Below are 25463 nucleotides of genomic sequence, written 5' to 3'. Positions count from 1 at the left end.
GTTTATTCGTCGCCTGGCACGCCGTAAGACGGTGCTTCACGAGGGTCGAGCGCGCGTTGCACATAGGCATCCAGCTGCGGCTTGTAGACCTCCCAAGCCGTTGCGATGTTTTCAATCGGGCAATCCTCTGACCAATCACAGCGCAAATCAGCCACCGGCCAGCTTACCTGGTCCACAATCTTCATTCCCGCCGAGTGAATGGGGCCTGCCTCGCCGCCTGCAGCCACCCCGGCCCGCATCGCGGCAATCAATCTATCTCCGATGTGACCGGTCGAGGACAAGAACCCATCGACAATGGCCTGTGGCACGCCATCATTGGCCAGCAGGTTCCCGCCAGAAGCGACATTCTGTGCCATCGCCTGTGTCCAGATACCCAAACTGTTGGGCCCAGAATGAATAGCAGAGTTACCATTCTTGTCGACCGCCAGAACCTGTCGGTATTCGATGAACTTACCCAGATCCTTGACCCCTGTGATGGCCTCATCCGCCGACATACCACCCTGCATCAAGTCCAGTGCCAATGGTCCAAGCGTTGGATCTGTAATGTTTTGCGATGCAACCGCACCAACACCCGCCCGGGCATAAGAACAGCGCGCGGCAACAGCTGGGGACGACGATGAGATCGCCAGTCCAAACATGCCGGTTTCTTCACAGCGGGCCACAAGGGAAAAGGTCATTGGTCAACTCCAGCTTGGGCCAGAAAAGCGATCCGCCTTTCATCTGGCCAAAAATATCTTCGGGGGTAAGTGCCCGAATGGGTAGAGGGGGCAGGCCGCCCCCTGCGCCCGTTGTCAATCAGGAATGACGGCGGTGCCGTCTATCTCGACCAGCCAATCAGGCCGGGCCAGCGCTTGCACCACCAGACCGGTGGATACCGGGTGCACACCTTTGATGTATTCACCCATAGTACGGTAGACCGCCTCGCGGTGGCGCACGTCAGTGATGTAGACCACCACCTTGACCAGATGCTCCATCTCACCGCCGGCTTCCTCAATCAACTGCTTGATATTTTGCATCACCTTATGGGTCTGCTCGACAGGATCGTGACTGCCAATATTGACCGCGTCATCAAGGTTCTGCGGGCATTGGCCACGCAGGTAAACCGTCTTACCACCGTGCGTGACCACTGCCTGGCACAGATCATTGTCGAGGTTCTGTTCAGGGTAGGTGTCGCTCGTGTTAAATTTGCGAATACGAGTATGGGCCATGGGGGGCGCGTCCTTTTGATAATGCGAAGTTAGCTGTCATTTGGCCCGCGATAGGCCCGGTATATATCTTGAATGGCGATCTGATCCGCCACATGTTTGGCATCATGCCAGACACCCCAGATAAAGGTCGAGCCCCGACGCGACTGCCATGGCAGCCCCAGAAAATAGATCCCCGGCTCTTTTGACACGCCGCGCTGGTGTTTTGGTGCGCCCTTCTCGTCAAAGGCATCAACCTTCATCCAGCTAAAGTCCTGTCGGAACCCGGTGGCCCAGATTATTGAAGTGATCCCAGCCTCGGCCAGATCGACCTCGCGTATCGGATTGGTCAGGCAGTCAGGGTCTGCAAACGCCTCACGTGCTTGTGGCTCTTCTGGTAGATCAAGACCGTTGCGGTCAACATAGACGTCGGCCAAGTCCAGCATTTCCAGATAGTTAGCATCGCCATTGGCAACATTGATCTGAAGGTCGCCGGCAAAGGTCAGTTTACCACCTTCATAGGTGTCAGTCATACCTACCAAATTGACGCCTTCACCTGCCAGACGACGGAAGTCCATGGTCTGGCCACCGTAAGCGCCGCTGACGGAAATGGTCACATGTTCTGTTCCCGGCTTCAGCGCGGCAATGTCCCAAAGGCCCAGCACGCCCAGCCACCAGACAAAGTCACGTCCACGGTAGGCACGTGGCGGCCGATCATGCGGTCCGACCGACAGATAAGTCTTGCGGCCCGCACGGTTCAGCTCATCCGCGATCTGCGCACCAGATGATCCGGCCCCCACCACCAGCACCGCACCTTCGGGCAATTGATCCGGATTGCGATAGTAAAATGAATGGATCTGCTTAACAGGGGCGTCTTGCGGCACCACTGGCGGGATCACCGGATGTTGGAACGCGCCAGTGGCGGCGACAATATTTGTGGCTTCAATGATCCCTTCTGAGGTTTCGACGGTAAAACCCTGTCGGCCCTCGTTGCGCTCGGCCCTGGTCACCTCGACCCCAGTGCGAATGGGGGCTTTGATCATGGTCGCGTACTCATTGAGATAATCGGCGACCCGTTCTTTGCCCGGGAAAGCATCGGCCTCGTCCTTGTCAAACTCAAGGTTCGGAAATCGGTCGTGCCACGCAGGGCCATTTGCCACCAGCGAATCCCAGCGCCCGGTGCGCCAAGCCTCGGCCACACGGTTTTTTTCCAGCACCAGATGCGACACGCCATTGTTCGACAGGTGTTCGCTCAGCGCGATGCCAGCCTGACCAGCACCAACAACAAGAGTGTCTACTTTTTCGATGGGTGTATCGGCGGGCATGTTTTGATCCTTCTTTGACAGTTCAAAGCGAGTGCGTTGGCTCACCCCTTAAGGATCACCTACGCCATTTTCATATTCAGAGATTTCACAAAATCCAAAGCGTAAAAAGTATTCTCTTTCTTACCCCTTCTTAGGAAATTCCTAACAAGTAAATTTTGAATGCAAAAACCAGCAGCCACGCAGCCTTGGCCGCAAATATCAATATCAGGCCACCTAACCATCCCCCACAGAATTCTCTTGGATTTTAAAGAACTCCGCAAAACTACGAAGAGGAATTTTATCAAAACTTGCCCGAAAGCGATTCTACCGTTACAGTTATTATCAATTACCAACTCAATGCATTGGTGTTTTGGGTTATAGACTATTTTAAATACTACTTTTGATTTCAAGCTCTTATTCCTGAACCAGATCGGGAGAAATTTATGGATTTCGACGAGTACGAAGAAAATTTTGACCCTACAGACTTAGAAAGCATGATCGTATCGCGACCTTTGCTTGAGAGGATAGCGCAAGTTGATGCTAAACCATTCAGTTCCGAAAGCACTGCAAAAACGCAACAACTTTCCAAAACTATTCCCGTTGTCATAGATCTGAATTTTTCATTCCCCGGCGGTCTGAATGTTGCCAAGGCTAATGTTCTGAAGCTTTTGAATTTAGATAACATTGAGCAAAACGGGGAGCTAAAAGAAGTCGTGTTCAAGCGTAAGACACGGCTTACACCTCAATATATCTTCGCGCGCCTTACCCCTGAAACGATACGTAGACTTGCCGCTCACTTCCTGAGTGGGGGAGAGGAAGCCAAAATCGCCCCGTCATTCAAAGAGCGCGAAGTCTATATGATATGGCCAGATTTCGAAGTCGAAAGACATGTGCATCGCACCGTAGCGACGATCAAAGCAGATGCATCCCGCAAATCCTTTAGCGCCGAGGGTGAAGGGGTTGTGTGGGCGGTGCTCGATTCTGGTATTTCTGGCGACCATTGGCATTTCAAAAGGCACGACAATCTCGATCTTGATACATTAGAGCAACCAGTGCGCCATATGGATTTCACACAGGATTGGCCCGATCCTCTGACACTGCCTGAAGAAGACCGTGACACCGCGATAAATGAAGAGAAGGACGCCGCTCTTACCGATAGCTTTGGTCATGGCACTCATGTCGCAGGTATTATCGCCGGCGAATACCTGGCTGATGCCGATGCGGGATGGGGTGGCCGGGGCAAAGCCCCGCAGAACAACCTGACATTCAAGAAAGATGCCTGCGTTTCATTCAAACGGCGCACTGAAAACAATGCACCTGATTTTTCTTCATTCACCGTTTCGCATATCCCCAGTATGGCACCATTAGCCAAACTTGTGAGTTTTAAGGTTCTTGATGACCGAGGGGCAGGTCAGGTGTCGAACATCATTGCTGCGTTGGCGCAAATTCAGGAGATCAATGAATATGGCCGAGTATTGCGCATCCATGGTGTCAATTTAAGCGTCGGATATTCGTTTGACCCAAAGTGGTTTGCTTGCGGGCAAAGCCCCCTCTGCGTTGAGGTCGACAGATTGGTGAAATCTGGTGTTTCAGTCGTCGTATCAGCGGGCAACTCTGGATATGGGACGAAACGAACAGAAATGACCAAAAACTTTCCGTCTGGGATGCTGATGACAATCAATGACCCCGGCAATGCCAGGCTGGCGTTAACCGTTGGCTCGACGCATCGTGACAGGCCACACGAATATGGCCCGTCATATTTCTCATCGAAGGGCCCTACAGGGGATGGCAGATACAAGCCGGATGTTTTGGCACCGGGAGAGCGGATATTTTCTTGTGCTACGGAAACACTCGCTCAGCAGCGGGGCAAGGCGAAAGAACATAGGCATTTATACGTCGATCAAACTGGAACCAGCATGGCAGCCCCCCACGTTTCTGGTGCCATTGCAGCATTTTTATCCGTGCGTCGAGAATTTATCGGACAGCCAGAACGGGTAAAGGAAATATTTATTAACACTGCAACTGATCTGGGACGGGACCGATACATGCAGGGGGCAGGTTTGATCGATCTGATGCGCGCGATTCAATCAATTTAAGTCATAGGAATATCATTATGCCAACGATTTCAGGATTTCCGTCAATCACGATCACCTACCGAAAAAGCGGCAATGCCGCGCGGGCGGATCATGTGAAAAGATTGCATTCTTTTGTTAAAAATCATCAGCTTGATGACCTTCTAGTGATCTCGCACGGATGGAATAATTCCAAAACCGAAGCGATGGGTCTTTACAAAAAGCTATTAGCACAGATTAAGTTGCATCGCGCCCAAGAACCCAAACTGAAGAACCGGAAAGTGGGCATTCTGGCCGTGATTTGGCCTTCGAAGCGTTTTAAAGCTTTTGAGCAAGACACCAGCCATCAAGGTGGAGCTGCTTCTGTGTCCCCGGAAATTGATGACCCTATTAAAGATGCCAAGGCGTTGATTCAGGAGCTTGATCAAGAAATCACTCAAGATCAGGAGACAGCATTGGTTGAGGCCACTCAGGCTGCTGTCAACGATGAAGGACACTGGCCAGCATTTCTTGAAACACTACGAAACGTCTTGCCTTTCAACCCCAATGGGATGGATGAAGCCGATGCTTTGCTTTTTGAGGCTACAGCCGACCCAGATCAAGCATTGGCGCAATTTGATTTCGTCACAGTTGACGGGCAAAGCAATGCTTTCACTGGTGGTGCGGCAGGAGGTGGAGGTGGTGGCGCTGCAGGCGCGGTAGGCAGCATCCTGAATTACACAACATTTTACGTGATGAAACGCCGGGCCGGAGATGTTGGAAACCACGGTCTTGCCAGAAGTGTGGTTGGCTTACGTCGGGCGAAATCAGATCTTCGGATACATTTCGTTGGCCATAGCTTTGGCGCACGCGTTGTAGCAATGGCAGCACTTGCGCTGGATGGGCACCCATTATCTGCGCCAAATAGCATGACGCTATTGCAGGCTGCATTTTCACATAACAGCTTTTCCGCGAAATTTCCGCCACCTCAAAAGCCAGGGTTTTTCCGGGGAGTGATGACAAAACCCTGTGTGAACGGCCCCATCCTTGTGACGCACACGTTTAATGATACACCTGTCCGCGTGGCCTATTCGATTGCATCCGCATTGGCTGGGCAAAACGCATCGTTTACCCAGAGTACACCAAGTCAGTATGGAGGATTGGGGGCAAATGGAGCGCTACATATGGGAGCCGAAGCAATTCCCGGTAAGCTGTTGGCTGCAGGCGCCTCAGGCTATGCTTTCAAGAAAAGCAAGATATTCAATCTGGAATCCAGCCAGTTCATTAAAAGTCATTCAGATGTAAAAAGTTCTCAGATCGGGTATGCGATTGTTAAGGCCATGGTCACATGAAGATTTAATGTGCTTTGCTGTTCAGGCCACACAACATGACTTTTCATATTCAATACTTCCGACATGTTTGTCAGTGATGCGCTGAATATTGGTTGGGATATTTGTGAAGTCTGGCAACCCCCTCAATCCTGACCATCAACTTGGTGATGTCCGGTCAGAACGTCAAAGATCCGCTGCCCCTCTACGGTTTCAAAAAACCCTCTTGGACCCAACAACCAATAACCCGACTTGGACGTCACCAGATCTGGCGACAATTGAACAAGGCTTTGACCCTTTATCAGATCCTGAATTATCCCAACCCACCCCAGCGCCAAGCCAGCCCCTGTCAAGGCAAGATGCAAAGCCAAACCATGATCATTTACAACGATACGTTTGTCCGGCAATTGCCAGTTTCCCTGTGCCTGATCTTGCCATGCATCCCAGCTAAGCCATCGATTTTCCGGATCTTCCTGCTCAATCAGGGCGATGCCCTCTGGCACTATGTTGCCACCCGCCGCGCTGATCTGTTGGGCCACAACGGGTGAGGCCACTGGACAGACCTCTTCCTGAATTAACAGCTTTGCGTCAAAACCAGGCCAAACACCCTTGCCAAATACAATCCAGCAATCCACCTCTTCACGCAACAAGTCATCGTTTTTCACCAACGTGACAACCTTGGTTCGCACCCCAAGGTTTTCCGACAGGTTTGGCAAACGAGGAGACAGCCAATAGGTACCGATTCCTGGATAGGTAGCGATTGAAATCGTTGGCAATTTGTCTGCTTGACGCAATTTGTCTGCGGTTTTTCTGATACTACCAAACGCCCGCGATACTGTATCGTATAATTCATGTGCATGAAGAGTTGGTGCCAACCTGCCTTGCGCTTTTTCGAACAACGTCGTTTCCAGGTCTTCTTCTAATCGTTTAATTTGATAGCTTATCGCAGGCTGTTGTACATTCAACGCCTTGGCTGCTTTGGTATAGCTTCCACATAGGTAAACCTCCTCAAAAGCGCGCAAACCTTTCAGCGTGGGTGTCTGTCTAGACATTGAATTTTTCAATCCTACTTTCAAATTTTTCGTTATTTTACAAAACACGCTTTCGAATTAGAGGTCAATTATTGAAACCCACCGCCACTCTGGGAGAGCCAAAATGCCCACACCACTCCAAGACATTCTAGATCGCGCGCGGCAGCACGCAGAAACTGTAATTACTCCGAACGTTGATGCGTGGAACGAGGCGGGTGTTTGGCCACGCGAGGCCTCTGACAAAGCTGGCGAGCAGGGCCTGGCCGGACTTTATGCACCCGAAGAACTCGGTGGACAGGGTCTGTCGTTGGGTGATGGTATTCAAGTCTATGAACAGCTGGGCTTGGGTGATGGTGCCTATGCCTTTGCACTGTCGATGCACAATATCTGCACCTTTGCAGGTTGTGGCTACGGCACCGAAGCCTTCAAAGATCAATGGGCGCGTGATCTGACATCAGGCCGCAAGCTGGCGAATTTTGCACTGACCGAGCCGCAGTCCGGGTCGGACGCCACCAACATGTACAGCCGTGCGGTGATCAACGATGACGGCACTTGGACCATCAATGGCGCCAAGGCCTGGGTCAGCCTCGCGGGTGAAGCGGATGTTTACTTCACTGTTGTCAAAACCAGTGATGAGCCCGGCCACAAGGACATGGCGATGATCGCCATTCCGGCCGACACGCCCGGACTGACGTTTGGTTCCAAGTACGACACACCAAGCTACCAATTCCTACCCCTCTCTGAGATGTACATGAAGGACGTGGTAGTATCCCAAGACAACATCATCCTGCCCATCGGTCAGGGCCTTCAAGGATCATTAATGGCCATCGATATTGCCCGCGTCTCCATCGCCTCAGGTTGCTGTGGCCTGATGCAGTCTGCATTGGATACAGCGCTGAGCTATTCAAAGAACCGCAAAATGTTCGGCGGCAAGAACCTTGAGCTTGATGGCATTCAGTGGATGCTGGGCGAGGTCGCAACCGATTTGGAAGCCTCACGTCTGATGTACCGCGCCGCCGCCAATGCACTGGGCACACCCGAAGGCCCGCTGATGGCGGCACACGCGAAACGTTTTGTACCAGATGCGGCCGTCAAAGCAGCCAATACCTGCACGCAAGTGCTGGGCGGCATGGGCCTGCTCAAGCCTTACGGCATGGACCGCCTGTCTCGCCTGAGCCAAATGCTACGCATCGTTGACGGCACTACCGAAATCAGCCGCGTCGTCATCGGCCGCAGCCTGATGAAACGCGCCAAGACCTTGCCCGACTTGCCCATTCCAAAGGGCTACGGCGAAGAATAAATATTAAACATTTCAAAACAGCGGCACATTCTGCCGCTGTTTTTTATTCCGACTTCGCCCAATCCCAATACATCTCGCGGGCACGCCGAGTGACGGGGCCAATCTGATACTGGGTGTCATCAAAGACTGTCACCGGAGTGATCTTGTGAACATTGCCGGTCAGGAATACTTCATCGGCAGCATGGAAATCGGCGAAGTTCATTGTGGTCTCGTGGACCACCACGCCATCGGCACGCAGGTTTTCAATATGGCGGGCGCGGGTGATCCCAGCAAGAAAGGTCCCGTTCGGCACAGGTGTAAATACCTCGCCATCTTTTACGGCAAAGGCATTCGAGGTCGCCGTTTCAGCCACATTACCCAAAGCATCAGCCACCAACGCATTACCAAAACCCTTGGCCTTGGCTTCGGCCAGCATACGAGCGTTGTTGGGATAAAGACAGGCGGCCTTGGCATTGACCACAGCGTCCTCAAGAACCGGGCGGCGGAACCCAGTGCGGGTCAAGGTGGTTGATACCTCAGGCCCGGCCATCGGCACTTCCTCCAAACAGATGGCAAACCCAATCTCTCCACCATCCGCCGGGACAATTGCAGAATAGCCACTTTCAACCCCCCAATACATCGGGCGAATGTAAACTGCCTGCTCTGGACTGTAAGCCTTGAGACCTTCATGCACGATCTCAACCATATCTTCGGCTGCAACCGTCGGCGTCAACATTAGGGCCCGGGCCGAAGCATTCACCCGCGCGCAATGTTTATCCAGATCCGGGGTCAGGTCATAGGCGTAGCGCGCCCCATCAAACACATTGCTACCCAGCCACATCGCATGATCGGCGGCCTTCATAACCGGCACATCGCCGTCATGCCAGGTACCCTGATAATAGGTGCGGATATTCTTGCCTGTTGCCATTGTTGCGCCTCCCATTCATTCCGGCACCGTAGGCCGATCGCTGCACAGGGTCCAGTGGGTGCGGAAGCGTAACCTCGACAAGCGTGCCGCGACGCGGTAGCACTTTGCCTGACTTAATTTTGCCCATGGTGTCACATGAAGATTGCTCGACTGTTCGCTTTACTGCTTTTGCCCCTGATGGTGATCGCGGGCTGTACCGCCACCCCCCCCAGCACCAACGGCCCAGTGACCAAACAGGACACTAGCGGGCAAGTGAGCGAACAGGTCGCACAGGATGAGGTGACAAAATTAACCAACGCGATCATGGCCATGGGCCCTGGCATTGACCCGGAAGAAGCAAGGAGCGCAGCCAGCATCTCTTATTCCTACACCGCGCAGCTGGCACGCGAATATGAAATTACCGACCCTCCACTAGTCCATAACACCAAAGTTAACATGGGTATAAAACCGCGTGGGTTGTGCTGGCATTGGGCAGAGGACATGGAAAAGCGGCTCAAACAAGAGCGGTTCAAAACCTTGCAGTTGCATCGCGCCATTGCCAACCATGACAAAGCATTCCGGATTGAGCATTCCACCGCCATTATCAGCCGCCGAGGCGATACCATGGAGCAAGGCATCATCCTAGACCCATGGCGCGAGGGCGGCACCTTGTTTTGGTCCCCACTGCCCAAAGACACACGCTACGAATGGCACCCAAGAGCCGAAGTGTTAGCTTACAAACGCGAGCTGGCTGCGGCAGCGCAATAAGTTCATTTGCCCATTTAGCTGTGCGAATTTCTAAATAGATTCATTATTCACATTGTGTTATGTTATAACATATGAAATATAAGCACCCATTCCGCCGGAGAGAGCCATTCTGGCCCTCTTTGGATCGGCTAAAAATTTAGCTTTGTGGGGCAAATATGAATATTCAGGATTCCCGCCTGCCGGTAACCGTACTGTCAGGGTTTCTAGGTGCAGGAAAAACAACCTTGCTGAACCGAGTATTGAACAATCGCGAAGGCAGGCGTGTTGCCGTCATCGTAAACGACATGTCCGAAGTGAACATCGATGCCGATTTGGTGCGGGCGGATACAGAACTAAGCCGTACAGATGAAACACTGGTTGAAATGTCCAACGGCTGTATTTGTTGTACACTTCGGGACGACCTGTTGGACGAAGTGCGCCGTTTAGCGGGCGAAGGTCGGTTTGAATATCTCCTGATAGAATCCACGGGAATTTCGGAACCGCTACCCGTGGCCGCAACTTTTGACTTCCGGGATGAATTCGGCGACAGCCTGTCCGACGTCGCACGTTTAGATACGATGGTCACAGTCGTCGACGCTGTGAACCTATTGAACGATTACTCATCGCACGATTTTCTGCGTGATCGGGGCGAAACAATGGGAGAAGAGGATGAGCGCACCTTGGTTCATCTCTTGACCGATCAAATTGAATTTGCCGATGTTGTTGTCTTGAACAAAGTGACAGACGCCGGTCCACATAAGGTTGATGCCGCCAGAAAGATCATTCGCAGCCTGAACGCGGATGCGCAGATCATCGAGACCGACCAGTCCGATGTGACCGCCAGCACTATCCTTGATACCGGCTTGTTCGACTTTGAAAAAGCACATGAGCATCCGATGTGGGCCAAGGAACTTTATGGCTTCGAAGATCATGTGCCAGAAACCGAAGAATACGGTGTGACCTCCTATGTCTATCGCGCGCGATTGCCTTTTGTACCCGAACGCATCATGGAGGTTCTGAACGGAAGTATGCCGGGAGTAATCCGCGCAAAGGGGCATTTCTGGATCTCAACACGCCCCGATTGGGTCGCGGAATTTTCTTTGGCAGGCGCGCTCTCTTCTGTCGCCCCCCTCGGACAATGGTGGGCGACTGTCCCAGAAGCACGCCGCCCCGAAAACGACAGCGCCCGCGCCTACATGCAGGCACATTGGCAAGAGCCTTGGGGCGATCGTCGGCAAGAGATCGTCTTCATTGGTGCACATATCGACTGGGCTGCACTCAAGGCGCAATTAGACAACTGTCTTGTCCCTGCATTAGCAACGTCCGGGCTTGATGATCTGCCGGATTACCCTGATCCGTTCCCAATGTGGCGCCGGGCAGAGGACGCGGCATGAATTTTGTGCCCGCCGACGTTACTGCTGCCAACTTGAACATCGCTATTGCGGATGATCCCAGCGAATTGACAGCCTTTAAGAAGGCCGATTGCCCCGCTGCCATCTTGCAACGACATCCTAATCCAAAATTCCAGGAATGGATTGATCAGGTTGACGCCAACCGCCTGCCACGGGGACGGATCATTCTTCAACCAAATGCTGTTTCAGACGCCGTGCACCAACTGTGTGAGGTCGCAAATTCGCCGACGGGGCCGGAACTTGAATGGCTCCAAAATGATATCTCGGAACTGGCAACAATCTTCTCGGACTTGATGCAGGCTTCGTTTTTGCGGCTACGGTTAGATGTGGTTACCACAAACGCCTGTCGTAAGTTCCATATCGACGCGATTACCGCGCGGCTGGTCTGCACCTATCGCGGGACTGGAACACAATATGGCACGGCGATGGGTGGCAGCGATCCGGAACAGATCCACACTATGCCAAGTTGCAAGGCTATCTTGTTGCGTGGAACGCTAAGCCCAACGATCCCTCCGTCCGGTCTTGTGCACCGGTCGCCCCCGATTGAAGGTACAGGAGAGACTCGTCTTGTACTTGTTCTTGATCCGGTTTTTGATCCGGATCAAGAAGCCGAGCAAAGGTTCCATCATTGAACTTCAGGCGCTTCTGACAGCAGCTGCTCCAGATCCAGTCGCGCGTTGATCATGGCAAGGCTGCCATCGGCTTCGCGCGGCCATTCACTTTCGGGGCGGTCACGGTAAAGCTCGACACCGTTGCCGTCAGGATCCGAGGTATAGATCGCCTCGCTAACGCCGTGATCAGCGGAGCCTTCGATTGCGATCCCCGCTTCAGTCACTCGACGCACGGCATCGGCCAATTGCGCACGGTCAGGATAGAGGAATGCGGTGTGATAGAGTCCGGTGTTCCCACGTGGCGCAGGGGAGCCGCCGAGGCTGTCCCAAGTGTTCAGACCCAGGTGGTGGTGATATCCACCAGCAGATAAAAACGCTGCTTGCGCACTGCGTTGCTGAACCTCAAAACCCAGCACACCGGAATAGAACCCAATGGCGCGATCCAAATTCGCGACTTTGAGGTGGACATGGCCAATACTGGTTTGGGGATGAATGGTGTTACTCATTTCATGATCCTTTCTTTAGTAAAAAAGTAAGAAATTATTCACTGCTGTTCAATCTGCCCAAATCAAAAGCCCTCTGTTCAGGATCGCACAGTCTGGCCTGCTCAGTTTTCAGATTAACCCCACTGCAAGATTAGTTTCATGTTACGATGTGCTGATTATGAAAGCATATTTCGACGACTTTGAACTGGGGGATACATCATGACATCAACACGCAGCACGCAAGGACGCGGCCGCCGCTATGACAGCGTTCTAGAAACCATCGGCGACACGCCAGTGATCCGGGTCAACAACCTCGCCCCCGATCATGTGCAAGTGTACGTTAAGGCCGAGGCATTTAATCCCGCTGCATCGGTCAAGGACCGACTGGCGATCAGTATCATAGAGACAGCAGAACGCGATGGTACACTGAAGCCTGGCCAAACCGTGGTTGAAGCGACCAGCGGCAACACTGGCATCGGCCTAGCAATGGTCTGCGCGCAAAAAGGCTATCCGCTGGTGGTGACCATGGCCGATAGCTTTTCGATTGAGCGTCGCCGCCTGATGCGGATCCTAGGGGCCAAGGTGGTACTGACTCCACGGGCCGAAAAAGGCTTCGGAATGTATAAAAAGGCAGCGGAGCTGGCTGAGAAGCACGGCTGGTTTCTGGCACATCAGTTTGAGACGAAAGCCAATGCCACTATCCATGAAAACACTACAGCACAGGAAATCCTTGGCGATTTTGAGGGCGAACGGTTGGATTACATCGTCACCGGTTACGGCACCGGCGGTACCGTAACCGGCATTGGCCGGGTAATGCATGATAAGCGACCCGACACCAAAATCGTGCTATCTGAGCCCGCCAATGCCGCTTTGCTCGGAAGTGGTAAAGAGCAGGGCCGCGAAGAAGATGGGGCGCCCGCACATAGCCACCCGGCATTTGAACCGCATCCTATTCAGGGCTGGACCCCGGATTTCATCCCACTGGTGTTACAGGAAGCCATTGATAAGAAATTCATCCATGACCTGACCCCGGTACCCGGCCCTGCGGGCATTGAATGGGCCCAGAAATTAGCGGCGAACGAGGGCATCCTGACCGGCATTTCGGGTGGGGCAAGCTTTGCCGTTGCGATGCAGATCGCTGAAAAGGCTGAATCAGGGTCTGTCATTTTGGCCATGCTGCCCGACACTGGTGAACGCTATATGACCACGCCCCTGTTCGAGAGCATTCCAGAGGATATGTCAGAAGAGGAGCAGGAGATTTCCCGCTCCACTCCGAATTATCAGATGGATTGATGCACTGCTTGGTGCAAAGGTTTCAGACTTTTGCGCCGACCATGCCGACAATGTCATAGGTTTTTTGCAGGATCGGGCTTGCAATCGCACGGGCGCGTTCGCTACCGTTGGCCAGAATACGATCAATCTCGGTTGTGTCCTGCATCAAACGGGACATTTCGCCCGAGATCGGTGACATCTTTTCAACCGCCAATTCGGCCAGCATCGGCTTGAACTCAGAAAACGTCCGGCCGCCGACATCCTGCATCACCTGATCAACGCTTTTTTCTGACAGCGCTGCGTAGATGTTAACCAGATTGCGAGCCTCAGGGCGCTCTTCCAACCCTTTGACCTCGGACGGGAGTGGTTCCGGATCAGTCTTGGCTTTGCGGATTTTTTTGGCAATCGTGTCGGCATCATCGGTCAGGTTGATGCGCGACATATCCGATGGGTCAGATTTTGACATCTTCTTTGATCCATCGCGCAGGCTCATTACCTTTGTAGCCGCGCCTTCGATCACGGGCTCCGTTACCGGGAAGAAATCCACACCAAAGTCGTTGTTGAACTTGATCGCAATGTCGCGGGTCAGCTCCAGATGCTGTTTCTGGTCTTCTCCCACAGGCACCTGCGTGGCGTGATACACCAGAATGTCCGCAGCCATCAGCGCCGGATAGGCCAGCAGACCCAAAGAGGCGTTCTGCGCATTCTTGCCCGCCTTGTCCTTGAACTGCGTCATCCGTTGCATCCAACCCATGCGCGCAACACAGTTGAAGATCCACGCCATCTGCGTGTGCTCAGGCACCTGAGATTGGTTGAACAGGATCGATTTTTCCGGATCCAAGCCAGACGCAATATAACCCGCGCACAGCTCGCGCGTGGCGCGTCGCAGATTGGCCGGGTCTTGCCATACGGTAATCGCGTGCAGATCGACCATGCAATAGATCGTTTCAACGCCGCTATCTTGCATATCAACAAAGCGCTTCATCGCGCCCAAGTAGTTCCCCAGTGTCAAACCGCCCGAAGGCTGGATGCCTGAAAAAACGCGGGGTGTGTGGACCACCTCGGTCATGCTTATCTCCGTCTGGATTTATTTGTCTGTCTCGCTTACTGGTGTGCCAAAGCGCCGTCAAGGAGAGCGACCATGTCCGACCCGCATATGCAAAGCCCGGTGAATCCTTTGCCACCCGTTATTGTGGCCCTGTTTCTGGCCCTGATCGGGGTTGAGGCGATCTTTACCATCGGTGCACAGTCCGGCATTGGCGGCCCGCAGGCCATTGGTTGGCGCAACAACGCCATTCAAACTTATGGCTTCAACGCTGATATTTTCGACTGGATGTGGGACAATCACCGCTATCCAGCTGAACATCTGATGCGATTCATCACATACCCTTTTGTTAGCGGTAGTTTTACGCAGGCCCTGTTTGGTGGGGTGATGGTGCTGGCGTTGGGTAAGTTTGTTGGCGATGTCTTCAGTCAATGGGCTACATTACTGCTGTTTGTCGTATCCTCCTTTGTCGGCGCAGTTGTCTATGGCTTCGTCGCCGGAGATCAACCTTGGTTGCTTGGCCCTTTCCCAGGTGTTTATGGCCTGATCGGGGGCTTCACCTATCTCATGTGGCTCAAACTCGGCCAGATGGGCGCCCCACAAGCGCGGGCCTTTTCCCTGATTGGGCTATTGCTGGGCATTCAGCTTTTGTTTGGCCTGTTGTTTGGCGGTAGTCGGGATTGGTTGGCTGATCTGAGTGGCTTTGCAAGTGGTTTCACGTTATCTTTTGTCCTCGCCCCCGGCGGCTGGCAAAAAATTCGGGCAATGATGCGGCACGAGTAGATTTTTAAATATGCGGCGGCCTTCGGACTATATCACGTCCGTTGACAAAGCTCAGCGCCGCAATGCCCCCCTGAAGTCACCCAGTCGGAAGGCTCCGATTAGATGGCCGCTCAGGAAATAACTGACTGCGCCTGAACTGATCAAAATCAACAGTGCCAGCCATCGGACACCACCTGCGGCAAACAGCGGGCCCAACACGATGGTCATGCTCCACAGCACCCAGCCCATAAAGGCCGAGGCAACGACAATACGCCAGATGCGGCGACGGAAGCGGGCGTCAAACTTGGCGACATCTCCGTATTTGCGCACGCCCACTCCGAGGAAAACCGCCATAACCCAACCCGCCGCGCTGGCGGCGATGGCCGCAGCAATCCAACCGATGTAAAAGGACAGTCCGATGGCAATCGCAGCATTCACAATCATCGCCACAAGCGCATAATAAAACGGGCGTTTGGTGTCTTCGCGGGCGAAATACAGTGGTTGCAAAAGTTTTTGCAAAACAAAGGCAGGCAAGCCCAGGCCGTAGATCGATACTGCCAAAGCTGTTGCCGCAGTGTCATCGGTACCAAAGGCCCCGCGTTCAAACAAAACTGAAACCAGCGGCAACGGGATGATCATCAACGCCACAGCGGAAGGGATCGTTAGCGCCAATGAAATTTCCCCAGCCCGCGACAGCGAATGCCGCGCGCCTTCGTCATCGTTGGCCTTTAATTTACGCGATAGGTCAGGCAATAACACGATGCCCACTGCGATACCAATAACCCCCAGCGGCAATTGATACAGCCGGTCTGCGGAATAAAGCCAGCTGACCGCATTGTCGTAGCTTGACGCCACCAACTGCCCGACCACCAAATTGATCTGTACCACCCCCCCAGCCAGCGCCGCAGGAACCGCGACCCGGACAAGATTGGACATCTCTGGCGTCCAGCGCGGGCGGATTGGGCGAATGCGCAAACCAGCACGATCAGCGGCCACCCAAACCAGCGCCAATTGCGCTATGCCGGCAAAGGGGATGGTCCAAATCAATGCCCGCGCTACCCCGCCACCCATCAGCCAAGCCGTGACCATTGCGATTACTAGCATAATGTTCAGTAACACGGGCGCCGCCGCTGCTGCCGCAAACCGACCCGCTGCATTCAACGCACCTGACAAAAGTGCCGCCAATGAGATGAACAACACATAGGGAAAGACGACACGCCCGTAATCAACAGTGAGGCCAAACCGCTCGTCGCCAGAAAAGCCTTCGGCAGTAGCCCAGACCAACGCAGGCATGAACACCATCGCCAATCCAGACAGGGTAAGTAAAACCAGCGCTAGGCCGCTAAACGCTAAGCTAGCGAATCCATTCGGATCCTCGCCTGATTCCAACCGCTTGGAAAACATCGGCACAAAAGCCGCGTTGAACGCGCCCTCGGCGAAGAACCGGCGAAACATGTTGGGCAAGCGAAAGGCCGCGACATAGGCATCCATCAAAACGCCAGGACCAATTAACCCCGCGATTATCACATCGCGCACAAAGCCCATAAGGCGACTGAGCAAAGTCCAGCCGCCCACCGTCAGAACACCGGAAAGAAGGCGGATGGGTTTCATGAAAGGGCCTTTATTGATCGCATGTTAGCGCAGGCTTACTGGATCAAGCGGGATGGGGAAAGGGTCATCAGATCGCTGAACTTATATATTCTAAATCACCGCTAGATTTTACCACAACTTTCACGAAGCTTATCCATCTGATCAAAAAACCCAAATCCGGTCGTTCAACCTTCAAACCTTGGTTGAGAGGTTCAAAACCATAAGTGTCATTTTTCTATCATTTTTGTGACAGTTCTGTTAACTAATAGGCAAAACCGTATATTTTAGACATGTATTAATGTGATGATTAAAAACCTATCTATACTCAAGTTACTCCTTCCGATTATTCTTTTTATCGCTTTTGTTCCAACGCTTTACCGCGCTTATAAAATAAACTGGATCGTGACATACCGAATGGGAGAAGGGCATCATGCCTTTTTGGAAGTCATACGTAATGACGCCCCCCTGATTGCCCTCATACTTGGGGGTCTGGTTCTGACAGCAGTCATCAAAAATCGATGGCTGGCCTTCATCCCGTTTTTAGTGGCTGCTGCCATGTTGTTAGCGCTCTTGCTCGACGTCATCGTTTACAGACAGTTTTCCCTACGCCTAACTTGGGCCGACGTCGTCAAATTTTCCGATTATGCTATCAACTACATACTCGACTTTAATGGGATAATGATATTCGGCATCGTCCTGTCGGGTGTTGCCTTCATCGCTGTGGCAATTGTTATTTTTCACGCAGTGCGCTCATTAAAACTCAGCTTTCGCAATGGCTCCGTAATTATGGCGGCCATTACGATACTTTCCGCCGCGTGTTGGGTCAGCAAAGATACAGGCTACGTTCACTTCAGGTTTTATCAAAACGTCATCGCCTACAATCAGGTAATCGCTTCTGAGCATCGCGGATATTCAGAAGAATTTACAACATCTGCAAAAAATCCATTTGAAAACCATTGTGTAATTTACCCACGTTTATCCGGCCCTATCATTATTTATATGGTTGAATCCCTGTCCTCCTACCAAACGGACTTCTTTAGTGGGCAAAACGACTGGATGCCCCGTCTGGACGATATTGCCCGCAACAATGTTGCCCTGACTGATTTTTACGCCAACGGATTTACAACAGAAGATGGGGAAGTCTCACTGCTCACGGCTGAACATCCCTTGTATCCTCCAAAAAATTTCAGCAATGGTGGCAGTACAAACTTCGCCGGCCAATGGAAGCCAGAGCGGTCTTTGCCCCGCATATTAGAAGAACAAGGTTATGAAAGTTATTTCTTAACAAGCGGTGATTTGAGCTTTTCATCCACGGGAAAGTGGGCATCTTCGATTGGATTTGATCACGTCCAAGGAAGTACACACCCCTTTTATGATGGCATGGAACGTTTTCATTTTGACTCTGCTGGTGATGAAGCACTGGTTGATCATGTTTTGCAAACGCTAGATCACGCAACCAAACAACCATTTATCTTTGTAAAGACAGTAAGCAGCCATCACCCACATGTTCATCCAGATACAGGCGAACGTTCGGTCGAGGCCGTGATGCGTTACACCGATTCTCAGATAGGTCGTCTCCATGATGAGTTGGACACGATGGGCTTTTTTGAAACCGGTCACCTGATAATCGTCGGAGATCACCGGTCAATGTTACCACTCACTAAGGGCGAGATTGATCGTATTGGTATGGCCAAAGCTTACACACAAGTGCCCGCAATCTTAGTCAGCAACACTCTGAATTCGAAGCCAGAAATAATCAAAACCCCCTACAGTCATGTAGACCTGAGCAACACCTTAATGGGCTTGTTTGGCGGCGAAATGTGCCACAGCACGATCAAAGGGGTCATTTGGGGTGAAAAGCCAGCACCACCTGAATATATCCTCCATCGGCGAGGGGATAACCGAAATCAGATATCCATATTTTCGGATGAGCGCGCTGGAGTCGTAACTCTAGATGGTGAAGATACTCATTTTGTTGGAACCGATTTTGACAATACCGAGCAAGATGACTTGGTCAAGTTTGTAAATTATATGCGGGTCAAATCAGGCATCAAAGAATAGCTTCGGAAACAAAATTACGGCCTGCAAACTTTCTTGCAGGCCGTAAACAATCAAAGCGCTGTATTGAACAGGCTTGTCAGGTTTTCTTCTGTCAACTCAATCGGGTTGCCGCCGCAGCTTGGATCGATAACCGCCTCTTTCGCCAGATTGGGAATGGAATCTGCAGTCACGCCAAGCTCAGCCAAACGGCGAGGAATGCCAAGGCTATCATTAAGATCTTGCACAAAACTGCGGAAACCATCGAAGCCGCCTTTTATGCCAAGATAGGCTGAAACAGTCTCGAATCTTTCTGAAATTACAGGCGCATTAAACGCCAGAACTGTCGGCATGCAAACCGCATTAGTGGTGCCGTGATGGGTATTGAACACCGCGCCAATTGGGTGACTCATGGCATGAATCGCACCAAGGCCTTTTTGGAACGCGGTTGCTCCCATGTATGCGGCTGACATCATCTGTGCGCGTGCTTCGATATCTGTGCCATCAGCATAAGCACGCGGCAGATATTCCTTGACCAAACGCATCCCTTCCAGCGCGATACCCTGTGACATTGGGTGATAATGTGGGCTGCTGAATGCCTCAACACAGTGAGCGAATGCATCCAAGCCAGTACCCGCAGTGATGAATTTCGGCATGCCAACGGTCAATTCCGGATCACAGATCACCACCTCGGGCAATACCTTCGGATGGAAGATGATCTTTTTCACGTGGGTCACCGAATTGGTAATGACACTGGCGCGCCCCACCTCGGACCCTGTTCCGGCAGTGGTTGGCACGGCGATAATTGGAGCAATGACATCGGCATTCGCCCGGGTCCACCAATCGCCGATATCCTCAAAGTCCCAAACAGGGCGTGTCTGGCCAGCCATAAAGGCAACCATCTTTCCCAAATCAAGGCCCGAACCGCCACCAAAGGCAATCACACCATCATGATCACCGGCGTTATACGCCGCCACGCCTGCCGCAAGGTTTAGTTCATTCGGGTTGGGGTCAACTTCACTGAACAGACCACGGCCCAAGCCAGCGGCCTCCATAATGTCCAGCGTCTCAGTTGTGATCGGCAATCCAGCCAGCCCCTTGTCGGTGACAAGAAGAGGGTTCTTAATACCCGCCTGCGCGCAGGCCCCGGGCAATTCCTTGATTCGGCCAGCGCCGAATTTGATCGAGGTCGGGTACGACCAGTTTCCTGTGAGGCTCATGATGTCACCTTTTTCATATGATAGGATTTTGGGCGGGTCAGATTGTGATAACCTATCACCGACAGGCCGCCACCGCGGCCAGTATCTTTGCAACCGGTCCAACACAAGCCCGGGTCAAGATAGTCGGCACGGTTCATGAACACGGTGCCAGTCTCAATCTGGTCACCAACGCATGCTGCGCGATCCAGATCAGCGGTCCAGAGACTGGCCGTCAGGCCAAAATTGCTGTCATTCATCAGCGCGATGGCTTCGTCATCTGACGAGACTTTCATGATCCCGACAACTGGACCAAAGCTTTCGTCCCGCATCACCCGCATGTCGTGGGTCACATTGGTCAGGATCTGCGGTGTTAGGTACGCACCGCCGTCATCGGCCTCCATCATAGCGATGTGCGCCGTTGCACCATCTTCCAAAGCCTCAGAAATCTGGGCCCGGACCTCATTGGCAAAACGGACATTGGCCATCGGACCAATGGATGTGTTGAGATCCATCGGATCGCCCAGCTTATAGCCATTCACGATGGCAACGGCCTTTTCCACAAACGCATCATAAAGGCTTTCGTGCACATAAATACGCTCGATCCCGCAACAACATTGTCCCGAGTTGAACATCGCACCATCAATCAACGTATCAACCGCCGCATCCAGATCGGCATCTTCCATGACATAGCCGGGGTCTTTGCCGCCAAGTTCCGTACCAACACCAGTAAACGTACCGGCAGCCGCACGCTCCATTGCCTGACCACCACCAACAGAGCCAGTGAAGTTAACAAAATCAAACGCACGGCCAGCAATCAGATCATTGGTCACATCATGGGTCAGGAAGACATTCTGGAACACACCCTCTGGCACACCAACCGAATGAAACGCCTGCGCCATACGTTCTCCCACCAATAGGGTTTGCGTCGCATGTTTCAACACCACAGCATTCCCAGCGATCAAAGCTGGGGCAACAGTATTGATCGCAGTCATGTAAGGGTAGTTCCAAGGCGCCACCACAAACACCACCCCATGAGGAATGCGTTTAATGTAGCGTTTGAACGTATCATCCTCGCCGACTTCTATGTCAGCCAATGACGTTTCAGCAATCTTTGCCATATGACTGGCACGTTCATTGAACCCACCAAACTCACCACCATACCGAATGGGTCGCCCCATCATATGGGCCAGTTCTGGTACGATCTCGTCATTCATATCGCCTATGGCCGCAACACCTGCCATGACCAGATCAATCCGTTCCTGCAACGGGCGTGCAACCCATGATTCTTGCGCCTCGTGTGCGCGCGTCGCCACACCAAAGGCTGCATCGCTCGAAAGCGTCTCACGCTCTGTGTAGATCGACCCATCGATGGGCGATATACATTTCAATGTCTGACTCATGCCACTTCCCTTCTCATTCCAAAGGCCATCAGGCCAATTCGAATCCACGCGCAACCTCATAATCGGTCACTACGCGCTCAAATTCCTCAATCTCAACCTCAGCCGCTCGAGTGTAGTGATCTACCACATCATCACCAAACGCGACGCGCAGCATTTTGGACCCATTCAAGGTGTCACGCGCTGCCTGCAGATTGCCCGGAATCATGCCGGTATCACCTTGGTATACATCGCCCACTGACGGCGCCTGCAACTCCAACCCTTCTTCGATCCCGGCAATTCCAGCCGCCAGCATGCCTGCCATCGCAAGATAAGGGTTCATGTCTGAGCCCGGGATGCGGCATTCAGCTCTGATTGCTTTGGTACCATCCCCGCACAGGCGGAAGCCAGCGGTTCGGTTATCAACTGACCAAATAATTCTCGTTGGCGCAAAAGTGCCCTTCATGAAACGTTTGTAACTGTTGATATAGGGTGCCATGAAATAGGTGTAGTCTGGCGCATATTTCAGCATCCCCGCCATGTAATTTTTCATCAATGCCGACATGCCCAATTTGTCATCTGGGTCATAGAAAGCGGGCTTGCCATCCTTCCACAACGATTGATGCACATGGCTGGAACTGCCGACCTTGTCGTGATGCCATTTCGGCAAGAAGGTCACGGCATGCCCCTGTTGCCAAGCGATCTCTTTGATCGCGTGTTTGGCAATGGTGTGATAATCAGCGGTATTCAGGGCGGCATCGTATTTTATGTTCACCTCTTCCTGACCAGTCTCCGCCTCTCCTTTAGAGTTTTCAATCGGGATGCCAGCATCCCACAAATGGTTACGAATAGGGCGTAAAACATGTTCTTCGCGACTGGTCTGCAGGATGTGATAATCTTCGTTATAGCCCGAAATAGGCTCTAAATCACGGAACCCGCTTTTGCGGATTTCATCAAAGCTTTTAGCAAACAGGAAAAACTCCAGCTCGGTCGCCATTTTGGCGTCAAAGCCCATCGCCTCAAGCCGTTTGATTTGCTTTTTCAGAATTGAACGGGGGCTATGCGGCACCTCTTTGTGGGTATGATGATCCAACACATCACACAGCACCATCACTGTGCCATCAAGCCATGGCATTGGGCGCAACGTGGACAGATCCGGCTTCATGACATAATCGCCATAGCCGCGCTCCCACGAGGTGCTTTCATAACCATCAGGCGTGGCCATCATAAGATCAGTGGCCAGTAGATAGTTACAGCAATGGGTTTCTTCATAAGCACCATTGATGAAATGGCCCGCGTGGAACCGTTTACCCAGCAGACGGCCCTGCATGTCCACCAGACAGACCAGAACCGTATCAACCTCTCCGGCTGAAACCTGCTCTTTCAATGTCTCAAAACTTAAAACTCCACTCACGATTCATCCTCCTTGAACGCGATTTCCTTCAGTGCCGGCATTAGCAGCGTCAGAATTTCCTGAGCCATAGCACTGATTTGTTCATCGGTTTGCAACAGGTCGTTGCGCACCTCAATCATCACATTGGCCAAGCCCCGGCTCAGCGCGTGTATCCGCAATGAATGGGTCACACCATCTTCGGGGCCATAAGGTTCATTTCGTAATGTCACCCGTTTTGGCAGCGCAGCTTTATGTGCCAGCATCGCATCAACCAAGCGGCTATCCTCATCATGCAGTAGGCCAAGTTCAACCCGGCGGCGCTTGCCATAATAAACTGGTGTGAACGAATGGACGGTAACCACAACTGTATCTGCTTTGGCATGTTCCAACACTTGCGACACCGCGGCGCAAAACGGCTCGTATACAGACATGATACGCAGATCCCGATCGGTCTGTGACAAGTCTATGTTGCCCGGTATATCAACAAGTTCGGATTTGACAGGCATTGCGCTGTGGGCATTGGGCGGACGATTGCAATCATACACCAGACGCGAAACACAACTGGCCACAACCGGGGCATCCAACATCTTGGACAACTGCAATGACAACGCGCGCGCGCCCGGATCCCATACAGCGTGACCTTCGCGGTGTTCAGGCGCCAGGCCCAGCCCGTCGTAGATTTGCGGGATATGATGAGAGGCATGCTCGCATAGAATCACTACCTGCCCCTGACCTTGCGGATTCAGAATTTCGACCGTATCGCTCATTCTGCCTCCTCGAGGGTGGGCATGTCTTCAATCAACCGGGTCTCAAGCAGTTGACCGTTGCGATAAAGCACGGGATAGGCAACTGCTGCGATATGGCTGTTGAATTCCCGCAGGGCGCGCAGTGTTTCAAGGTGGATATCGCTGGTCTCAAAGCTTGCGACCTGCCCGTTTTGTAATCTCTTGAGGTGACCCTTACGACTTTGCCGTTCAGCACGTTTCAGCTCTGTCTTTTCAAGGCTCAAGATACGCGCACTTTCCAAATCGTCCGAGACAAGAATGTTAGATGCCAGTTTGAGGTTAGACATGATACTTTCATGCATCTTGAGCAACTCGCTCCAGCCCTCGCGCGAGAACTGTGCATCCAGTTTATGCAGGTCTTTGGACAGAATGGTCAGCCGCTTGGCCACAACATCACCCGCCGTTTCCAGACGAATGGCATATTCCATCAGATCGCGTACAACTTTGGCATTTTCTTTCCCAAACTCTTTGGTCGGGATCGCAGCAACAAATTCACGGATACCCGACAGGCATTCGTTAACCTCATGATCCATGTTCTGAACCGCGCGGGCTTTATCGGCATCCTTGACCTTGTATAGATCCAGCACCGGCCGGAACATCGCATCTACCAAATCAGACATGCGCAGCAGTTCTTTCTTGAGGCTGGAAATCGCCTGTGCCGGGGTGCCGATGTCGTCAATATCCAAGGCCGAAACGGGTCGCGAGGTCAAAGGGTCACTTCCGGGCAGGTTTTCATGATCAGGCAACAGCGCTTGCAACAACTTCTCAAGCGGTTTGCCAAATGGCATGGCAAGCACCACCAAGGCGGCATTGAATGCAATATGTGCCATCACAAGCATCTGACCGGTTTCTGGCACCGCAATATAACCCGAACGCAGGGCAAAATTGACACTAAACAGTGCAAAAACAGCCCAAACACCGCGTAATGCCAGATTGGCATAGGGAATACGGCGAGCACAGGTTTCCATTCCACGCGTCAACCAAACCGGGATAAATGCCGAACCCAGATTGGCCCCTAACACTAGCGACAAACCAGCAGCAAAAGGAATAGCGTTGATCTGAACCAATGTTACACACATCAAAATGGCCGCCACGCTGGAATGCATAACAAAGGCCAATGCCGCACCCACCAAAAAGGCCGTTATATAATCGCGTGCAAGAAATTCTGCGATCGCCGGCAAGAACGCGCTATCACGGATCGGGTCCATCGCCTCACGCAGAAACCGGAGCGAGATCAGGATAAAAGCGATCCCCATAAAGATCCGCCCCGCCTGTCGCCATTTTCGGTTTTCGACTTTGACAAACAAATATCCGCCAATAGCCAGTAGCACCGGCACCAACCAATCCATTCGAAACGACAGGATCTGGATCACCAGAGCCGACCCCAGATCGCCACCCAACACCACGGCAATAGCGGTTGGAAAATTCATAAAGCCACTGGCCACAAAGCCAGAGGCCAGCAATGCCACCGCGGCCGAACTTTGCAACACAATCGCCAGCCCAACGCCTGCTGCGGAGGACTGCAATGGGCTGCGTCCTGACGTCATCAGACGCTGGAACGAGGCGCCATAACTGCGTTCAATCCCGGTGCGGACCATGCGAACCGCAAACAGCAGCAACATCGTCGCACCAGCCAGTTGGATGATAAAACTTAATATCGCCATG

Annotated in this window: 22 protein-coding genes; 9 read left to right on the top strand and 13 right to left on the bottom strand. The window is 52.5% G+C overall.

Annotated elements, in window-relative coordinates; genetic code table 11:
* Positions 1-2: 2 nt before the first annotated feature.
* The 3 genes from D9A02_RS06045 to D9A02_RS06035 all read right to left on the bottom strand — a co-directional run bounded on the left by D9A02_RS06045 (position 3) and on the right by D9A02_RS06035 (position 2509).
* Positions 3-677: a DUF1028 domain-containing protein gene (locus D9A02_RS06045; RefSeq protein ID WP_120500090.1), complete on the bottom strand. Its 675-nt coding sequence runs from the start codon at positions 675-677 to the stop codon at positions 3-5.
* A gap of 114 nt (positions 678-791) precedes the next feature.
* A complete protein-coding gene (locus D9A02_RS06040; protein ID WP_120500089.1) occupies positions 792-1208 on the bottom strand; it encodes a RidA family protein in 417 nt (138 codons plus the stop codon).
* A gap of 29 nt (positions 1209-1237) precedes the next feature.
* Positions 1238-2509 carry an NAD(P)/FAD-dependent oxidoreductase gene (locus D9A02_RS06035; RefSeq protein ID WP_120500412.1) on the bottom strand — a complete coding sequence of 424 codons (1272 nt, stop codon included), beginning with the start codon at positions 2507-2509 and terminating at the stop codon, positions 1238-1240.
* A gap of 422 nt (positions 2510-2931) precedes the next feature.
* Between D9A02_RS06035 and D9A02_RS06025 the strand changes: the two genes are divergently transcribed.
* Both D9A02_RS06025 and D9A02_RS06020 read left to right on the top strand, forming a co-directional pair.
* Positions 2932-4584 (top strand): S8 family peptidase, encoded by a 1653-nt coding sequence (locus tag D9A02_RS06025; protein ID WP_120500087.1) that lies wholly within the window; start codon positions 2932-2934, stop codon positions 4582-4584.
* 17 nt (positions 4585-4601) lie between these two features.
* Positions 4602-5891, top strand: coding sequence for a hypothetical protein (locus tag D9A02_RS06020; RefSeq protein ID WP_120500086.1), 1290 nt, complete (start codon positions 4602-4604; stop codon positions 5889-5891).
* Positions 5892-6013: 122 nt separating this feature from the next.
* On the opposite strand, the gene D9A02_RS06015 is transcribed toward D9A02_RS06020, so the two are convergent.
* A complete protein-coding gene (locus D9A02_RS06015) occupies positions 6014-6919 on the bottom strand; it encodes a LysR family transcriptional regulator (protein WP_120500085.1) in 906 nt (301 codons plus the stop codon).
* A 103-nt stretch (positions 6920-7022) separates the two neighbouring features.
* Here D9A02_RS06015 and D9A02_RS06010 point away from each other — a divergent pair, with 103 nt between their 5' ends.
* Entirely contained in the window at positions 7023-8198 is a 1176-nt protein-coding gene (locus D9A02_RS06010; protein ID WP_120500084.1) for an acyl-CoA dehydrogenase family protein, read from the top strand.
* Between the two features lie 43 nt (positions 8199-8241).
* Here D9A02_RS06010 and D9A02_RS06005 read toward each other — a convergent pair whose 3' ends face one another.
* Positions 8242-9105, bottom strand: a complete 864-nt coding sequence (locus D9A02_RS06005) for a branched-chain amino acid aminotransferase (protein WP_120500083.1) — start codon at positions 9103-9105, stop codon at positions 8242-8244.
* Between the two features lie 135 nt (positions 9106-9240).
* Between D9A02_RS06005 and D9A02_RS06000 the strand changes: the two genes are divergently transcribed.
* From D9A02_RS06000 to D9A02_RS05990, 3 genes are all read left to right on the top strand, one after another.
* Positions 9241-9852 carry a hypothetical protein gene (locus D9A02_RS06000; protein ID WP_120500082.1) on the top strand — a complete coding sequence of 204 codons (612 nt, stop codon included), beginning with the start codon at positions 9241-9243 and terminating at the stop codon, positions 9850-9852.
* A 161-nt stretch (positions 9853-10013) separates the two neighbouring features.
* The gene (locus D9A02_RS05995) at positions 10014-11225 is read left to right on the top strand and encodes a GTP-binding protein (RefSeq protein ID WP_120500411.1); all 1212 of its coding nucleotides are present in this window, start codon (positions 10014-10016) and stop codon (positions 11223-11225) included.
* A complete protein-coding gene (locus tag D9A02_RS05990) occupies positions 11222-11875 on the top strand; it encodes a DUF1826 domain-containing protein (protein WP_120500081.1) in 654 nt (217 codons plus the stop codon). Before D9A02_RS05995 ends, D9A02_RS05990 begins: the two co-directional genes overlap by 4 nt.
* Here the strand turns inward: D9A02_RS05990 and D9A02_RS05985 are convergent.
* On the bottom strand, positions 11869-12360 hold the full coding sequence (locus D9A02_RS05985) for a VOC family protein (RefSeq protein ID WP_120500080.1): 492 nt from the start codon (positions 12358-12360) through the stop codon (positions 11869-11871). The genes D9A02_RS05990 and D9A02_RS05985 overlap by 7 nt on opposite strands.
* Before the next feature lie 198 nt (positions 12361-12558).
* Between D9A02_RS05985 and D9A02_RS05980 the strand changes: the two genes are divergently transcribed.
* Positions 12559-13632: a PLP-dependent cysteine synthase family protein gene (locus tag D9A02_RS05980; protein ID WP_120500079.1), complete on the top strand. Its 1074-nt coding sequence runs from the start codon at positions 12559-12561 to the stop codon at positions 13630-13632.
* Positions 13633-13654: 22 nt separating this feature from the next.
* On the opposite strand, the gene trpS is transcribed toward D9A02_RS05980, so the two are convergent.
* Positions 13655-14680, bottom strand: a complete 1026-nt coding sequence (gene trpS / locus D9A02_RS05975; protein ID WP_120500078.1) for a tryptophan--tRNA ligase — start codon at positions 14678-14680, stop codon at positions 13655-13657.
* Between the two features lie 72 nt (positions 14681-14752).
* Here trpS and D9A02_RS05970 point away from each other — a divergent pair, with 72 nt between their 5' ends.
* Positions 14753-15439 carry a rhomboid family intramembrane serine protease gene (locus tag D9A02_RS05970; RefSeq protein ID WP_120500077.1) on the top strand — a complete coding sequence of 229 codons (687 nt, stop codon included), beginning with the start codon at positions 14753-14755 and terminating at the stop codon, positions 15437-15439.
* 51 nt (positions 15440-15490) lie between these two features.
* On the opposite strand, the gene murJ is transcribed toward D9A02_RS05970, so the two are convergent.
* Complete coding sequence (gene murJ / locus D9A02_RS05965; protein ID WP_120500076.1) at positions 15491-17029, bottom strand: murein biosynthesis integral membrane protein MurJ; 1539 nt, start codon at positions 17027-17029, stop codon at positions 15491-15493.
* A 282-nt stretch (positions 17030-17311) separates the two neighbouring features.
* Here murJ and D9A02_RS05960 point away from each other — a divergent pair, with 282 nt between their 5' ends.
* The gene (locus D9A02_RS05960; protein WP_120500075.1) at positions 17312-19069 is read left to right on the top strand and encodes an LTA synthase family protein; all 1758 of its coding nucleotides are present in this window, start codon (positions 17312-17314) and stop codon (positions 19067-19069) included.
* Positions 19070-19119: 50 nt separating this feature from the next.
* Here the strand turns inward: D9A02_RS05960 and D9A02_RS05955 are convergent, their stop codons facing one another.
* From D9A02_RS05955 to D9A02_RS05935, 5 genes are read right to left on the bottom strand one after another with little or no spacing between them, the layout of a single operon-like run.
* Positions 19120-20265 carry an iron-containing alcohol dehydrogenase gene (locus D9A02_RS05955; RefSeq protein WP_120500074.1) on the bottom strand — a complete coding sequence of 382 codons (1146 nt, stop codon included), beginning with the start codon at positions 20263-20265 and terminating at the stop codon, positions 19120-19122.
* Positions 20262-21644: an aldehyde dehydrogenase family protein gene (locus D9A02_RS05950; protein WP_120500073.1), complete on the bottom strand. Its 1383-nt coding sequence runs from the start codon at positions 21642-21644 to the stop codon at positions 20262-20264. Before D9A02_RS05950 ends, D9A02_RS05955 begins: the two co-directional genes overlap by 4 nt.
* A 28-nt stretch (positions 21645-21672) precedes the next feature.
* The gene (locus tag D9A02_RS05945; protein WP_120500072.1) at positions 21673-23034 is read right to left on the bottom strand and encodes a glutamine synthetase family protein; all 1362 of its coding nucleotides are present in this window, start codon (positions 23032-23034) and stop codon (positions 21673-21675) included.
* Positions 23031-23780: an N-formylglutamate amidohydrolase gene (locus D9A02_RS05940; protein ID WP_120500071.1), complete on the bottom strand. Its 750-nt coding sequence runs from the start codon at positions 23778-23780 to the stop codon at positions 23031-23033. Before D9A02_RS05940 ends, D9A02_RS05945 begins: the two co-directional genes overlap by 4 nt.
* On the bottom strand, positions 23777-25462 hold the full coding sequence (locus D9A02_RS05935; protein WP_120500070.1) for a Na/Pi cotransporter family protein: 1686 nt from the start codon (positions 25460-25462) through the stop codon (positions 23777-23779). Before D9A02_RS05935 ends, D9A02_RS05940 begins: the two co-directional genes overlap by 4 nt.
* Position 25463: the final 1 nt, after the last annotated feature.

Origin of the sequence: Roseovarius sp. EL26 (genome assembly GCF_900327775.1) — a bacterium.
Classification (GTDB): domain Bacteria; phylum Pseudomonadota; class Alphaproteobacteria; order Rhodobacterales; family Rhodobacteraceae; genus Roseovarius.
The sequence above is the reverse complement of the archived record's forward strand: the minus strand, read 5'-3'. Positions and strand labels throughout refer to the sequence as shown.